Source organism: Marinoscillum sp. 108, from assembly GCF_902506655.1.
In the GTDB taxonomy this organism is placed as follows: Bacteria; Bacteroidota; Bacteroidia; order Cytophagales; family Cyclobacteriaceae; genus Marinoscillum; species Marinoscillum luteum.
The window spans coordinates 2822670-2839829 of sequence record NZ_LR734808.1 but is presented as its reverse complement, the minus strand read 5'-3'; the positions used below and the strand labels follow the sequence as shown (position 1 = coordinate 2839829).

Genomic DNA, 17160 nt, shown 5'->3' with positions numbered 1-17160 from the left:
CATGAACCTATCAACTCTGATCATTAAATTTTTAAGCGCGTCTTAATTTTTACCTTTGAAAACCCCAAACCTAAGCCATCTGATGTGCGAGCTGCAGTAGAAAGGAGATAGAAGTACCCTGGCTGGAGGAAGAGATGTGCAACTGCTGACCATGCAAGCGAATGAATTCCTGACACAATACAAGCCCAAGCCCGGTGCCCTTTTCACCCTGTGAACCGCGGGTGCTTTCTACAGGCTCATTTCCTTGAATTTTACGGATGGTCTCTTCTGGCATACCCTGCCCTGAGTCCGTTACAGTGATCTCAGCATAATCCTCTCGCTCAGAAACTGATAATTTAATCGTGCCCCCTACTGGTGAAAATTTGAGCGCGTTGCTCAGCAGGTTTCTGAGAACGGTACTGATCATATTGTAGTCGGCCTCCACCATCAGGCCGCCTTGCATTTCTACAGATACGGCGATCTCTTTGGCTTTTATGCCCTCGTCAAAAATAGTCATGCACTCCTCTACCAAGCCCTTCGTTTCAAATGCTCCACGCTGAAAATTGAGACCATTGGTTTGCGAGAGGGCCCATTTGAGCAGATTGTCCAGCAGATGATTCACCGATGCAGAGGACTGATCTACCTGCTCGATGAGTTGATCGATGCGCTCCTCATCTCCCTTTTTTCGATAAAACGAAAGCATTCGGCCAATGCCTTGCATAGAAGTAACCGGCCCCCTGAGATCATGGGCCACGAGTGCAAAAAACTTGTCTTTGGTCTTATTGGCTGCAAGGAGTTCATCCTGTGACTTGTTGAGTGCTTTGTTGATTTTGGTGACCAGTTTGTTTTGCTTGTCAATCTGATTTTTCGACTTCTTCAGTTGGAAATAGCCAAAAATCATGGCACCACTGAGTAGCAGAAATAAAACAGAAGCACCTCCGAAGAGCAACTTCTGACTCCTCTCTTTGTCCAAAATCAATCTGTTCAGCTCACTTTCTCTTTGCAAAGTCAAAATTTCGTTGGCCTTCTTCTCAGATTCATATTTTTCATTGAGCTCATTGATCGTCGCCAAGTCTTGTGAATTTTTAATGGAATCAACCGCAGCTACATGTTTTCGATAGTATTCGTATGCTTTAGCCACTTCACCTGTGGTTTCATACAATTTCACAAACTCCTGGGATAGATTTCGCTGACTGATAAGGTCTCCTGACAACTCAGGCATGGACTCTGCTTTTACAAAATATTGCTCAGCCATTGACAGGTTCCCCATTTGTTTTTCTAATGACCCAAGAGCGATGTAAGATTGGAGCATTCCTACTCTGTTGCCCAGCTGTTCTTCTATTTGAAGAGATTTCAATTGATACGCTCTGGCTTCAGCATACATTCCTTTCTTTAGATACGCCTCCCCCAGGCCACTATAGCCCCAAGCCTGATTCAACACCATTTTAGACTTTATGGCATAGTCAATGCAGTTTTTAAAGCAATAAATAGCCGAGTCATAGTTGGCTTCATCCTGAAAGACAGCCCCGAGGTATTGATAGGCCGTTGAGAGACCGTTCAGGTAATTATTTCGTTTATAGACCTCAAAGACTTTGTAAAAAAGGGGTTTAGATTTTGCTCCTTCGCCCATGGTCATATAGATCAGGGCAATATTGAGCTGCGCGTCGGCTTTGTCAGTTTCACTCCCCAGCTTATCAAAAATCTCTGCAGCCCGGACATAGCATTCCATCGCTTTGATGAAATCCGACTGGTACCAGTAATACCCTCCGAAATTGAGGGTGTTGCTGGCAATCAATACCGAATCCTGAAGCTCCTCTGCCAGCGCTTTGGCCTGCTGGCCATAGTAAAGGGCAGAGTCCATATCAATCGACATGTATAACCCAAAGAGTGAGTTGACCCAGCGGGTTTCCACTGAATCATTGGGCGGATTTTTCAGCATCGATTTCAAGCTATCTACCAGAGACAATCCCTGAGCTCCCGCAAATAGGGAACTAATGTAGAATGACAAACACAGGGAGAAACGAATGACTCTATTCATGGCGATAAGTAAGGTTGGTTGAGAGTAATATTAGTAAATCATAACAATCTGAGTCTGTTCATCAAATTGTTTTTATAAGCTCCCCCAAGGGGTAGTGATTTTTCGCCTACTTCTACCACCATATCAACATCATCCACCCCGTCCACTTTTTCGATATTCACGATATGTGATCTGTGAATCCTCACAAACACTGCCGGGTTCAATTTCTCCTCTAACTGGTTCATGGATGAGCGAATCTGAAAACTGCGCTTTTCTGAGACGATCTCACAGTACCGGTCCTGGCTTACCTCTATCCATCGAATATCAGCCCAGGCAACCTTCACCAACTTGCTGCCAGATTTAATAAAAAAGCTTTCGTTCAGAACAAGGTCTTCAGACCAGCCCGAAAATTTGCCAGCACTCCCCTCCTGATCTTTCTTACCCAACTTAAATACTGCCAGTTCAATAGCCGCCTGCAAAGAGGGCTTTTCTATGGGCTTGATCAGGTATGCATATGGATCGGTCTGCAGCGCCCTGGAAATGGTCTCTTTGTCTACAAATGACGTGGCAAAAATGATAGGAGTAGGCCGTATGTTATTGATTTTAGAAGCAATGGACACACCATCGTCACTATCTTTCAGATCAATGTCCAGGATCACCAGGTCCGGCAGAGTGGCATTGAACATGCGCATCACCTCTGCTTCATTATTGAAAATACCAATCAGATCATATCCTAGCTCTTCCAGTATCATCTCCATTTTGCTGGCGTGAACCAGGTTATCCTCAGCTACTAGTATCCTCAATTTTGCCATAAATCTACTTTAACCCTTATTTGCCACCTATAGGAGTATTAGGTATCCCGAATTTAAGCCAATTCACCCAAAACAGACAACTGCGATAAGCGCTAGCTGCTGAAGGCACAAAAAAAGCCAGCTCCCTGGGAGCTGGCTAGTGACCAATCTAATGATCAGTCCGCCTTAGTATGGTCTTTAATTCTAGTGCTTAACTATTCTGTGGTGACTGACCAATTGACCAGAAGCATCCAGCACCCGAATCAAATAGACTCCCGAGCTAAGCGCCCCAATTTGAATAGTCCTGTTGGTTTCGCTCTCCATCTGTAGCACACCCATCAGATTATATATTTTGACCAGCTGACCAGCTGCTCCTTCTACCATGACCCTCTCAGAGGCCGGGTTGGGGTAGACTTGCACCTCATTCCTCACGGGTGCCTCCAGTGTGAATGCCTTGGTTAATACAAAGTTTCCTGAAGCCGACCCTTCATAGTTGGTCTCATCAATGGTGACCTCCACCACATAGGTACCGTCTTCAGAAGGCACCTCACTGCTACCGTCAAAAGTAATCTCATAAGACAGATCAGCAGGATCGGTGGTTACCGTAGGCATCTTGGATTCTCCATCTGCCACCTGCTCCATGTTGCTCAGGCTCACAACAGCCACTGCCTTGCCAATGGTGAGCGTACCCTCGATATAACTAAAAGTATAATTCTGAGCAGCTCCACCGGAAACGGTGATCGCATAAGTCCCCGCATCACTTGTCTCAGTGGCAGTGGTGGAGGCAGCTGGAACCGCTTCCAAATCTGCCTCCGAATCACTACCAATGAAACCCTGAATACTGGCGGTGAACTCAGGATTCTCTTCCCCGTAAATTCGGGTTTTGTCATCCGCTGTTACTATGAGGCTCGCTTTGCCGGCCACAAAACTCATACTCACTGAGGGTGCAGGGTTGAAGGACTCATCTCCATCCTGTGAGGCCAGTACGGTCACTTCCCCTACTCCGGTAACGGTCAGTTCCGAACCTGAAATACTGGCAGGACCTGAAGTCACAGCGTACACCACACTGAGGGCTGAACTTGCCGTTGCCCCAAGCGTAAATACATCTCCATATTTCTTTTCAGGAATCGCTTCGAAAGTGATCGTCTGCATCGCTTTAGATGGATCTGTCACACTAAAACTCAGACTCGTAGTTATCGCTGCATGATAGTTCTGATTACCTGCCTGACTGGCTGTGATCACAACGGTACCCGTACTGCCGCTGAGCGTGATGGTCGTGCCCGAGAGGCTGGCCGGTCCGGTAAGTTCATAGGTGAGTGGTAGATCAGAACTCGCAATCCCAATGATCTCAAAAGGAGCATCAGTGACTAATTTATCCGCAATCCCTTCCAGCGCTATCGCCTGATCTGCTTTTTCTATGGTCAGAGTAGCAGACACATACGCGAAAGTATAATTAACCGCTTCTCCACCAGACGCGATGATCTCATAGGTGCCGGCATCACTCTCTACCGAAGCGTTGCTGCTGATGGTAGGTATGGACGTCAGCACCCCCTCTTCTTCACCATTCACAAAGCCTCCCAACTCATAAGTAAACTCCGGAAGATCATCTCCATAAGTGATTATCTCCCCTTGCACAGTAACCGTGAGGGTGGCCGGAGCAACGGTAAACGACTGAGCGAGAGTGGCAGGATTGAAGGTCTCATTCCCGGCCTGACTGGCTGTGACCGTCACTTCACCCACTCCGGTGATCGTGAGTGTTGAGCCGTCAAGAATCGCAGGTCCCTCCACATCAAATGTGAGATTCAATCCTGAATCAGAAGTAGCTTCCAGTGTAATAGGAGTGGCCCCGTAAGTCTGATCCGAAATCTCTGTAAACGAAATAGTTTGATTGGTTTTACTCGCATCGGTCACTGTAAAGCTTACGGTCTCCGTTGCCGCAGCATGATAATTAATATTGCCCAACTGGCTTACTGCCACTTCCACCTCCCCGGTGACACCTGTCAGCGTGATGATGTTACCCTCGACAGTGGCAGGGCCGGTCACTTCATAGCTTAGTTCCAGACCGGAAGTGGCGCTGGCCAGTATCGCAAATGGTTCCGCTGTTACGTCCTTGTCATCTATCGCTTCTATACTGATGACCTGATCAGCTTTGACCACTGTGAGAGCGCCTATCTCATAACTGAAGGAATAATTTGTCGCTTCTCCGCCAGAGCCGGTAATCTCATAGCTCCCTACATCACTTGAAGCGGTAGCGTCGCTGGAGAAGGCTGGTGCTGTGGCGATCACGGTGGCATCTTCTTCATTGACAAAGCCCGAATACTCAAATGTAAAACCCGGATTTTCCTCTCCATATACTTTCTGCTGATCGTCAGGTGTCACGGTCAGCGTGGCCTTTTCTACTGACATACTTCCGTTTGCCAGGGTAATGGTGTAATTGTTTGCCAATCCACCTGACAGGGTAATGGGATAGCTACCCACCTCACTCAGTTCATCCGCAATCACCTCGGCTGATGGCTCTGTTATGACAGACTCCGTCTCTCCATTGACAAAGCCGGCATAGCTAATCGTCAATGCCGGATTCACTTCACCATAAATCCTGCTCTTAGATTCGGCCGTGGCAGTAAGTGGGGCCTTGTCTATTTCAAAAGTCATCTTGAGGGAAGCTGCATTGTACTCCTCATCCCCTGCCTGTCGGGCAACAATACTCGCCGTGCCTACCCCACTAATGGTGATGAGTTCGTCCTCAATAGCTATTGGGCCTTCTGTCGTAAAGGTCAGCTCCAACCCCGAACTGGTGGAAGCCGAAAAGGAAAAAGGTGCTGCTCCATATACCTTATCAGAAATAGACGCTATGGTGATCTCCTGCTTCATTCTGGTGGTATCCAGCACATCAAAGAGGATGGACTGTGTTTCAGCCGCCAGGTAATTGTTGTCTCCCTCCTGATCGGCATAGATCACCACAGTACCAGGTGCGCCGCTCAGGGTCACTGTATTGCCTGACAAGGTAGCCGGACCATCTATACTGAATGCTATCTCCAGCCCAGAAGTAGCTGTAGCAGTCACCTGGAATGGCTCATCTATGATCTTCTTCTCCGGGATTTCCTCGATGGAAATCTCCTGACTGGCCTGGTTAATGGTCAGCTCCCCGTTTACCAGGGTAACCGCATAATTGATCCCTGTCCCGTTTGATAGTTCAATGGGATAAGTACCGGCATCTGATTCCAGGGTGGCAGTTGTGGTAATAGTGGGTAACTCTTCCAGATCGTCGGTATCATCCCCATTTTCAAAACCCGAGTAAGTGATGGTCAACTCTGGATTCTCCTCACCGTAGGTTTTGGATTGATCATCGGCAATCACCGTTAGCTCCTTTTGAGATACTGTGAGGAGACCATCCTCAAGAGTCAGCACATAATTATCCGCAGATCCGTCTGTCAAGGTAATATCGTAAGTGCCCACACCGCTCAGTTCCGTGGCGCTAGTGGTGGCCGTTGGCTCCACGATATCCGTAGGGCCATCTGCATTCATAAATCCGGAATAGGTGATGGTAAATTGTGGATTTGTAGCTCCATAAACCTTGGTCTTCTCATCTGCAGAAGCGGTCAGTGGCGCCTTCTCAACGGTCAACTCACCATCAACATAAACGAAATCATAGTTGTCATCATTGCCATCTTCTTCAATTGATAAAATGTATAAGCCAGCATCTCCTGGCATTTCCGAAACAAAAACTCCAGACGGCTCTTCATTGATCACATCTGCTGTTTCATCCAGCACAAAGCCACTATAAGTAAATGTGTAGGCTGGTTCTGCTCCGCCATAGGTCATGACCTTATCTTCAGCGGTGACTGTAAGCGTCGCCTTGTTTACCGTAAGTGTTCCTGGTTCGTATTCGAAAGTGTAGTTATTATCTTCAGCACCCGACAGGGATATATCATATTCTCCAACCGCACTGCCCACAGAGGCATCAGTATTAGCAGTAGGGGGAGTATCAATCACAGAAGCATCCTCCTCATGGACAAATCCCGAATAGAGAGGTGTAAATTCTGGCAGTTCGGCACCATAGACCTTGCTTTTTGGTGCTGGACTTGCTGTGAGTAAGGCCTTATTGATGGTGAGAGGCTGGATGATCTCGGCTGCCTCATAGTAGTCATTCCCGTCAAAATAAGCCCTAATGTCAGCCTGGCCCGCTCCTTCTATCGACACTGAAGACCCATCTATTCCTATCTTGTCTATGTCTTCGGTATCATAAAGTACCTGTAGCCCTTCGTGGATGGCAGCATTCAGTTCAAAACTTTCGTCACCATAGGTCACACTTTCCAATTCCGAAAAAACAAGCTCAGGATCAAGCTTGGTAAAAGTCCATCCCGGATTATTTCCCAAATCTAAAGTGGCCACTCCAATGAAATCAGCATCACCCTTGGCTTCAATACCATAAAGCTCACCCCATTTCAGTTCAATGGTCTCAGCATCGGAGTAAATACTGGAAGGTACCGGATGCTCATCCCCTCTCGACAAGGTAATAGGATCTTCCTGAGAGCCACCTTCTGCAATGAGTGTATCAAAAGATAAATGACTTTTATACAGTACAGTCAGGTCTGCGCCCCCATCCAGGATGAGTTCATTGATATGAAAATAAGTACCAACCTCTACCTCTCCGCTCAAAGTAACCTGCCCGACACTACCCCAGGCGCTACCTCCAAAAGTACCACCAGAGGGCATCGAAATGGAACAATCTGTACCAAGGACGGCTTCATCCGAAACCACATAGAAAGACTCACCAATCTCAAAGCTCGCGCCAGAAAGATCCACGGTGGAAGTCATATTATCCAGGTGTAAATCCCCTATGGTAAAGTCATCAGCTCCAAAGTCTATCCCTCCTCCGTATACCTCAAGGGATTCCAGGTTCAGACCTTCCGGAATGCTCAGGACATTATCGTCACCGCTTTCAGCATATACAGTGAGCGGCTTATTGAAGGTGGCACCATTCACATCAAAAGTGTGTACATCATAGAGGTAGATTTCTTGTATCTCAAATTGAGCTTTATCGCTGAGCACAGCAGATTCGAAAATCTTTAGCTTCAGGACGTCTGAAGATGAATAGGACATAAACCTGACAGGAGAATCCATGCCACTCATATCCAGATTGGCCACCTCATGCCCATTTGGATGAACTATTACTCCCAATAGGCCTTCACTATCAAAGGACTCTGCATCAAAATATACATTGTCATAACGGCCTGGAGCCCTTGTATGGAGCTCCGACCCACCCGATGTAGTAGCCCAACTGGCAGGGTTACCCCACTGAGCTCCATTGGTTGGTGCCACCCAGTAAAAATCCAGGGGTTCTATGCTATTGATGGTCCAGCCGGTATTATTACCTGCATCCTCACTTGCATTGGCGGTGAAAGTTGCACCTCCAGTGGCCTCAGAATCGGACAAGATCAGACCATTGGCACTGACACTTCCGTAAGACGCCATGGAGAAGGTATACTGGGTTCCCGGGATGCTGCTCTTGATCACACTGGGGTTTGTAGTCACACTGTACATCGAAATATTTTGAAGAATGTCGATGGTGGAGCCTGCCAAAAAGGTAATTTCACTTCCAGAAGTAATACTCAGCGTCCTTGCTGTAACATCCGACTCCACGTTTACCTCACCATTGAACTTGAGGGTATAGACACCCTGATTCCTCCGATCAGAATATCTGTTAGTAACCTCGATCAGAGCATTCCCTTCGGTGAGCGTACCCGATGAATACCAGGACAATAGGAAGTTCTCGGCTATAATATTCGCCTTACCCAAATCAACTGTGGTATTATTATAAGTGTAGTATTCTTTGAGGACTATGTCAGTCCATTCGGCTCCATCATTGAACACAATTCCTCCCCGCTGATGGTCTATATTCACGTCTGGAGCATTCAGGTCCCCGACGATCTCCACCGTACCAGCTTCTTTGTATATGTACCATTCATGCTCCCCAAACTGAGCCCCATCTGCCGTGAGTGTCTGATTAGAGTCCGATTCAAAATACATTTTGAGATCGATGAGGGCCTTTGGATCAAAATCCAGTGACCTCACAGGATGCAGATGCCCTTTTTGCCCTTCTCCTTTTAGGGTCATGGTATTGGATAATGAAACCATGGACAGGTCACTGATTTTCACTATCGAAGAAAGAGTGACCACACTATTATCCTCACTGAATGAGTTGGTATCAAAAATGACATTGTCGTAACGAGAAGGTAAGCGCATCAGAAAATCTTCACCTCCCGAAGATGCCGCCCAGTGATGTTCATAATCATCCCAATCACCTGAACCTCCAACCCAATAAAAATCTGTGGGAACGAATGCTCCATCGAAAATCCAACCAGCATTGCCACCCAAATCAAGAGAGTTGGTGGCTGTAAAATCCGCTCCGCCGGTGGCATTGATGTTCTTCACAATCACGCTCTCGGCTGACACGGAGCCAGAAGCCTTCACCATATTAATGCCTGCTTCTCCAAAAATAGAAATCGGCTGCAATGATCCGTCGGCCATGAATTCATTGACGGTAATATCACGGGAGGCATAGTTATCAAAAAGAACACTGGATCCCGGCTTGAACTCTAAAGTATCAAAAAACATATCGTCCACGTTCACCACCCTCACATCTCCGTTAAATATTAAGTGATTGATCGCCGGATCATCATAGTTCAGATAACCATCCAGTGTCCCTCCTAATCCCGTATTGTATATTTCCACAGATGACTGATCATTATCAATGAGTTTTGATCCGTCATATACTTTCAAGTAGCTCGCTTTTACCGCTGAATTGGAGATATCCAAATAGCCAGACTCAGAATTAAGTTGTAACCGCTCTGTTTCGAGAGAAAATCCGTCAAGGGTCATCAAGCCTTGATCGTCCGTTCTTCCCCAAGAAAAATCTTTCAAGACAAGATCTGACAACAAACCATAGGTACCAATCCCCTCTATGAAAACTTCATAAGAATCCTGCAAGTCACCATTTGCATGGATGGTCTGATCACCAGCACCCAAAAAGAGAAGATCGGTGAGGTTAGTTTCAAACAATGGATCCGACTGGAAGGATCCATTGATATATAGTGCTCCGTGCTGGCTGGAGGATGAAAACTCATGGGTGGTATAGAGCTGTAGATGGTCTGTCAGATCGCTGATCATTAAACTCCCCATGGACAGCTCCGCAGAGTCCGTATAGACTACGGTCTCTCCCGCAGTAGACTGCTCGTCAAAATAGACATTGTCATAAAGGCCAGGAGCGGAGGTATGAAAGGTCGTACCTCCTGATGAGGTGGCCCAGTGGTTTTCATAGTCCTCCCACGCTCCGGATCCACCCACCCAGTAGTAGTCATCAAACTCTGGAGCAATAATGTTCCAGCCGGAATTATTCCCTCCATCGATGGAGTTGGTGGCTTCATAGGCTTGTTCGCCCGTAATCTTTATGTCCGTAAGCTGAGCCCAATCGGCCGAGACTTCCGCTCCATCGGCCATGATTAATGATACCTGTGAGCCAGGATACCAACTTCTTAATTTAACAGGATTCTCCACGGTGCCATTCAGAGCCAAATTTCCGGTAATCGTCAAAGCATCACCTGCAGAAAAGAGGAAAGTCAAATTACTTCCTGCTTCAATTATCAAGTTTTGAAAGACGGCCTCACCCAAACCTTGTGGAGGTACGTCTGAGTATATAACGAAAGTATGGTACTCCGCACCAATACCACTACCATCAAACTTTAAGTTAAGCAAACTGGAAGCAGTAGTTATTACGCTGGTGCCCGCCACAAACTCAAAGCCCGATGTGGCATCAAAGAAATAGGTCGACTGAATGTTAATGTTTGCATCGGCCAGATCCAGCTTATCACCTTCACCTCCTTTCTCAAATAGGCTATGGAGTGTCAAAGTAAGCCCATCATCCAGGTATAGACGGCCGGATTCGTGTTGTAACCTACCTGTAGTCATATCAGAAATAATGATATAGGCCCCCTCTCCTGCAAAGAAAATATCCTCCTTCATGTTGGCTCCATTGAAACCGACAGTAACAGAGTCGCTCGCTGAAGTCAGGATATAGACATCCTCGAAACTAACATGGCTATTCAGGGATATATTTCCATAGATATTCAGAAAATCCTGAGAATAATGAGTATTGTCAAACACAATGTCCAGTGCAGTGGCACTGGTGGTGATATCCCTCACATTATAGGGGTCATCTATGGTCACGGTAAAGTCTTCCGTTCCTGAGTTATCGTCAAAGATGACGTTGATGGTCTCATCCGGGAGGCTATTGACTGCTTCTCCCCCACTGGTAGCTGACCAGTGGGCACCGTCATTCCAGTTGCCTGTTCCACCAATCCAATAGTAGGTTTCTACTACCAGCAGTTCGGTGGCGGCAACTTCCCGCCCCAGTAATAGGGTGACAATTAGAATAAAATAGAAATGTACTTTCATGATGTTAGCGGTTTGGTGTGATTCAAAACTGACCCGACCTCAGGCCGGATAGTAACACCCAAATGTATCATGAGGGTCACCCCCCATGCCCGACATATTACCCCGAAGAATCGGACAAAAGCACGCCAGGGGAATGAAATCAGCCTTTGAGAAGATCTGAAGGGCGCTTACCGAAGCGCTGTGTAAACTGAGAGGAGAAATATTCCGTCTTGTCAAAGCCTACCAAATTGGCAGCCTCAGCAACGGTGTGCACACGCTTTGCCATCAGCATTGCCCTGGACTTTTGAAGTCGCACTTCCTTGATCAGCTGCTGAGGGCTCAGACCGGAAATGGCTTTGATTTTGCGCTGGAGCTGTCGCTCACTCATGGCCAGCTCAGAGGCCAGATAACTCACAGAGAGTAACCCACTTTTCAGCTCGGCTGAAACGATGCCTTGGAGACGGTTCATGAACTCCTGATCCACTGAAAGTGGCTGATTGACACTTTCCTTATCCTTCCTGGCCATTCTATTTTGCAGTATGTTTTTCACCCTGGCCAGCAGTTCCCACTTATTGAATGGCTTGGTCAGATAATCATCTACGCCCGCAGTAAGGGCCTGGAGTTTATCTTCCTCCGATGATCGGGCCGTAAGCATCACTATAGAGAGGCCACTGAGTTCAGGCGTTTCTTTAATCTTATTCATCAGCTCAAAGCCATCCAGTCTGGGCATCATCCAATCTGAAACAAGGATATCAAATCTTCCCGACTCCAGATGATCCCAGGCTTCCTGGCCATCGCTGGCATTGGTCACGTCAAAATACGGCTGAAAAATGCCATGAATAAAGGAGCGCATTTCGTCGTTATCCTCGGCTATGAGCACAGCAGGCATATCCACCTGAAAGTACTCTGAATACACGCGCGTACTTTGGACTAAGCCCTGGAGAATTTCCTTTTTGTAAGTCTCATCCTCGGAAACCTCCTCTATCAAACTGTATTCAGATAGTTCGGCCGGAAAATCAAAAACGAACTCAGTGCCTTCGCCCTGCACACTACTCACGGATAATTGCCCTCCAAATAAATGCGCCAGCTCCCTGGAAAGCGCCAGGCCTATCCCTGTGCCTCCCCGGGCCTTGTTGTCTTTCTCTGCCTGATAAAAACGATCAAAGACGAATGGAAGATCATCAGGATGGATACCACTGCCTGTATCAGAAACAGAGATATGCATAGTGCCATCCTGGCTTTGGTATCTCGCCAATAGATGAATTTTACCACCTGCGGATGTGAACTTTGATGCATTAGAAAGGAGGTTGTTGATGATCTTGCTAAATTTTTTCTCATCGATCATCAGTGTGAGGCCTTCCGGTATATCGAGTGTGATTTCACCCGCTATTTTTTTCTGAGCAAACCCGAAAGCATATGGAGCAAAAAGCTGATCAATAAGTTCGCCTATCAGAACGGGGTTTTTAATCAACCTCAGCTTCCCCGCTTCCAGCTTTGCCAGATCCAGAATTTCTTCAACCAGCACCAGCAAATTCCCTCCATTGGACCGGGCTGTCTCCAGCGCCTTCAACATTTTAGGGTCCACAGGACCAAAGTCACCATCCAGCATGGCCTCCAGTGGAGCATTGATCAAAGTCAAAGGAGTCCTCAGCTCGTGCGAGATATTGGCAAAGAATTTTGACTTTACTTGATCGAGCTCCTGAAGCTTAACTGCTTGTTTTTCAATCACCCTTTTGTCAGATTCTGCCTTATCCCGCTCTGCTTTGAGCTCGCTAGTTCGCTCCGCCACGATGTGCTCCAGTGCGATCTTTTGCTTCTGGATTCTCCTGACCCGATAAACAAATACACTCCCCAGCAAGATCATTACCCCAAGGAAAAACAAGAGCCTGAACCACCACGTCTGCCACCACGGAGGTAAAATCTCTAAGAACACTGATGATGCGCCACCTGGAAAGCCGTCATTATTAGTAGCACGTACCTGCAGATGGTACTTCCCCGGCGAGAGCTTCGGAAGATTCAAATTGCGCCTGCTTCCCAGATCTCTCCAGTCTTCCTTTTCGGAGAGGCGATACCCATAGCGCACTTTATTGGCATGAAGAAAAGCAGGAGCGACAAACGAAAATGATAAATCATTCTCATCATAAGAGAGACTAACTGGACCCTGAGAGGCAAGCCTGAGACGTTCGGGATCGCTCACCTCATTGATCATGAAATCCTCAAAAAAGACCTTGAGTCTGATCGGGTTCAGGATTACTTCATCCGGATTAAATGCATTGATTCCATTCACACCACCAAAGTAAAACGCACCGCTCCGGCCTTGATGGGATACCTGATTGAACACCCTACTCTGCAGACCATCCTCTATGGTAAACTCATGAAACTGGCCTGTTTCTATATCAAATCTCCCCATGCCATTCTTAGAGGTCAGCCAGATATATTTTCCATTCTCCTCAGCAATCAGGGCGGTGATTTCATTGGTCAATGTACCCTCAGACACCAGAGCCTCATACGACCCATCATGTGTATTGAATTTAATAAGCCCTTCATTCTGAGTACCTAACCACAAAACACTGTCAGAAGTCGCTACTATAGAGGTGATGGTTGGTTCAAAGAAGTCCTTTGTGTGATAGAAAAATTGTTTGATCTCGTCCGTCACTGTATTCATCCGAAAAAGACCACTGCGAACTGATGAGACCCAAAGTTCAGACTGATTTCTGCTCAGCAGCGCCTTGATGGACCTGGAATCCTGATACAAACTGGTGCTCCCATTTGAAAAAAAAGATTTCGTCTCGCCGGATTTTAGATTGAGCTGATGCAAACCCGCGCTTAGAGTTCCAATCCAGAGAATTTCCCCTTCCAACGCCAGCGCTGTAGGATGTTTTTCAGCTACTCCATCTCCATATTTATAAGTTTTCTTTGGGCTCAGTAATGAATCCATTAACACCACCTCATCACCCGACACCACCAGAGCTTCACCCTCTCTATACAACAAGCGCACCATGGGCTCAAGCGACCATTCCTCCAGAAACTCCACAAATTGATCCCTCTGATCAAATGCAAAAAAGCCCTGTGTAGAAACCACCAGAAGGATGTCTGAAGTCAACTCCAACACATCTTTTACAACATGCTTGCTTTCATTTGGCTGTACCCCGAGGTAATGTCTCATCTTTTGGGCTAAGGGATTCCAGTAGTTGAGGCCGCCCTGTCCATCCGTGCCTACCCATATGCCTCCATCCTGATCCTGAAACAATGTCCAGATCATCTCACTAGAGAGGCTCCCGGGTGTATCCTCATTCAGATGGGCCACAAATTGCCCCAGTTTCTTATCAAAAAGACTGATCCCGCCTCTGTAAGTACTTACCCAAATGAGGCCATCCTGATCCTCCAAAATCCCCCAGACAAACTGGTTAGACAAGCCTTCAGGCCCATTCTCTGTATAAAAGTCAAACTGCTGGGTTTCCACCTGAAAGTAAGCCAGCCCTCCATCCGTACCAATCCAAAAATCTCCTGCCGTATCCTGATAAATCTTTCGGATAATTTGACGTTTCACATCTTCCCCGGGAATAAAAAACTCCTCAAACTCCTCTCCCCCCGATCTGTATATTTTAATCCCTCCGCCATCAGTACCAACCCAAATAGCCCCATCATTATCTTCAAATACAGTGTTAATTCTATTGTAAGAATGGATTCTTCTCCGATTTGCGTCATCAAACTCACGCTGCTCCGGGTATCTGAAAAAATCACCCGACACAGGCTGATAGCGGTTTAGCCCATTTTGAGTACCTACCCACACCCGATGCCTGGAATCCACAAAAACGCACCTCACGTAGTTATCACTCAGGCTGTTTTCATCAAGAGAGTCATAGAAGAAATGCTGAACCTCCTCTGATTCGGGGTTCAATAGATTCAAGCCATAATCACTACCCACCCACACCATACCAGAAGCATCGATTCCAAGCCCGAAAAGTGAATTGTGGGACAAGCCTGAAGAATCACCAGGCACGCTGAAATAGTGCTTAAACTGTAACCCATCAAACCGATTAAGGCCATGCTCAGTGGCTAGCCACAAATAGCCAGCGGAATCCTGCGCTATATTGCGAATAATGGAGTTAGAGAGGCCGTCTTCAACATTCCATTTCTGAAATGTTATCACTTCAGACTGTCCAAATACTGCCGACCATGAGCACATGGCCAGAATACAAAAAAGGCTTTTGAATTTCAATCGATCAAGTAAACTAAGGCACCACAAGAAAACCAAAAAAAGCACAATTACATAGAATGAGGAAATTTAAAACTCAAGGCATCAAACTTGCTCCGAAATAACTTTTTTCTATGAAGACTTTCGACAGAAAGGAGGTTTACCCGGTTCAACTGCTGATACAAAGCCCCTGTTCGATAAATATTAGTTGCTTCATCATTGACAATAAAACCTTTAAATTTGGGTAGAGTCAGATCAGAGTACTCACAAAAGTCAGAGTGACTCTTATTACCTCAAATTCTATCGCCAAAAGAATGATCAGCACCATAGAAATAGAAGAATTGATCAAAGCAATGATCTCCAAAGAAACAGGCACCAGACTGTCCGACATTAACAGTCAATCAACCTTTCATCAGTTGGGATTGGACTCTGTCAATTCACTGTTTTTACTTGGAGATTTGGAGGAGACTTTAAACCTGGATATAGATCCTTTAAGCCTCTACGACAACCCGACCATCGAGTCATTTTCTGCCTATATCAATGAGCTACAAAATGACCGCACCTGACATCTGGCAACCTTCTCATGCGGATTTTATTGCCGACCCTTACTCTCGGTATTCGAAACTATTGGACCGATCACCGGTCTTTCAGGCAATTACGGGTGATTATGTTGTTTTGAGCTATGAGGATGTCAAACAGGTGCTGCTGGACAAGACCTGTCGGTCCGGAGCCCGGGCAGAATGGACCGAAAAAATGAGGGAATATGGTGCTACCCGCGGAATGGATTACAGCAAAAGTGCAGCTGGAATGGCCGGTATGCTCATTCAGATGAATCCCCCGGTACACACTGCTCTGAGAGCTGCCCTGAGCAAACACTGGCCGGATAAGGAAAGCCTTAGTGCCATGGCTTCTGTCATCTGTGCCGACATAGTGGGTTCCCTCCCAACCGGATCATTTGACCTTGTGCCAGAAGTCTCTAAAAAACTCCCACTTTTCATGATCTGTGATCTGATGGGTATCCCAAGAGAAGATGGAAAGAATCTCATAGATGATGGTTTTCAAATGGTCCAGCTATTGGACCCGTACCTTTCGATCAAAGACCTGAAAAAAATTGAAAACGCTGCCAGTCACTTGCATCGATATTTTCATCAATTCCTTGAGAAAGTAGACCCTCAGGCAGATGCTCTTTCGGGTGCCATCAAAACATTGTATCCAGATCGCGAGGACGCCATAGGTCCGATGATCTTTTTATTCATCGCTGGTTTCGAAACCACCTCCGCGCTGATCAGCTATTGCTTAAAGCAACTCATCGAAGAAAAATCGCTGGCCTCACAACTTCGAGCCGATCATGACCTGATAGAACGTTTCGTTCTGGAGATGCTCAGGCTCTATACACCCGTCCAGCTCACAGGACGGACCAACACACAGGCCATGGTGCTTTCTGGAGTAGAAATTCCCGAAAACAGCACGCTCACATTGTGCATAGGGTCTGCCAATCGTGATCCTGCACACTTTCCAAATCCGAATCAACTGGATCTAAATCGCAATAAATATGATCATTTGGCCTTTGGATACGGAATACACCACTGCCTGGGTAGGCAAATGGCACAGATTGAAGCGATAGAACTCATTAAAAGTATGCTACCTTTTGTAGACCAACTCTCTATTGCCGTGCCTCCTCCTGCCAAAACAAAACTAACTATCCAGAGCGTTACCTCCCTGATGGTATCGAGATCTTAATA

At 46.6% G+C, this 17160-nt stretch carries 6 protein-coding genes; 2 read left to right on the top strand and 4 right to left on the bottom strand.

Annotated features, from left to right (window positions below; genetic code table 11):
- Positions 1-70: 70 nt before the first annotated feature.
- From GV030_RS11320 to GV030_RS11305, 4 genes are all read right to left on the bottom strand, one after another.
- Entirely contained in the window at positions 71-2017 is a 1947-nt protein-coding gene (locus GV030_RS11320; protein WP_159582420.1) for a tetratricopeptide repeat-containing sensor histidine kinase, read from the bottom strand.
- A gap of 38 nt (positions 2018-2055) precedes the next feature.
- Positions 2056-2808, bottom strand: coding sequence for a LytTR family DNA-binding domain-containing protein (locus GV030_RS11315; RefSeq protein WP_159582419.1), 753 nt, complete (start codon positions 2806-2808; stop codon positions 2056-2058).
- 183 nt (positions 2809-2991) lie between these two features.
- On the bottom strand, positions 2992-11241 hold the full coding sequence (locus GV030_RS11310) for an MBG domain-containing protein (RefSeq protein WP_159582418.1): 8250 nt from the start codon (positions 11239-11241) through the stop codon (positions 2992-2994).
- Between the two features lie 139 nt (positions 11242-11380).
- A complete protein-coding gene (locus GV030_RS11305; protein WP_159582417.1) occupies positions 11381-15442 on the bottom strand; it encodes a two-component regulator propeller domain-containing protein in 4062 nt (1353 codons plus the stop codon).
- A 290-nt stretch (positions 15443-15732) separates the two neighbouring features.
- On the opposite strand from GV030_RS11305, the gene GV030_RS11300 reads away from it, so the two are divergent.
- The gene (locus tag GV030_RS11300) at positions 15733-15984 is read left to right on the top strand and encodes an acyl carrier protein (protein WP_159582416.1); all 252 of its coding nucleotides are present in this window, start codon (positions 15733-15735) and stop codon (positions 15982-15984) included.
- A complete protein-coding gene (locus GV030_RS11295) occupies positions 15971-17158 on the top strand; it encodes a cytochrome P450 (RefSeq protein WP_159582415.1) in 1188 nt (395 codons plus the stop codon). Before GV030_RS11300 ends, GV030_RS11295 begins: the two co-directional genes overlap by 14 nt.
- The last annotated feature ends 2 nt before the right edge of the window (positions 17159-17160 follow it).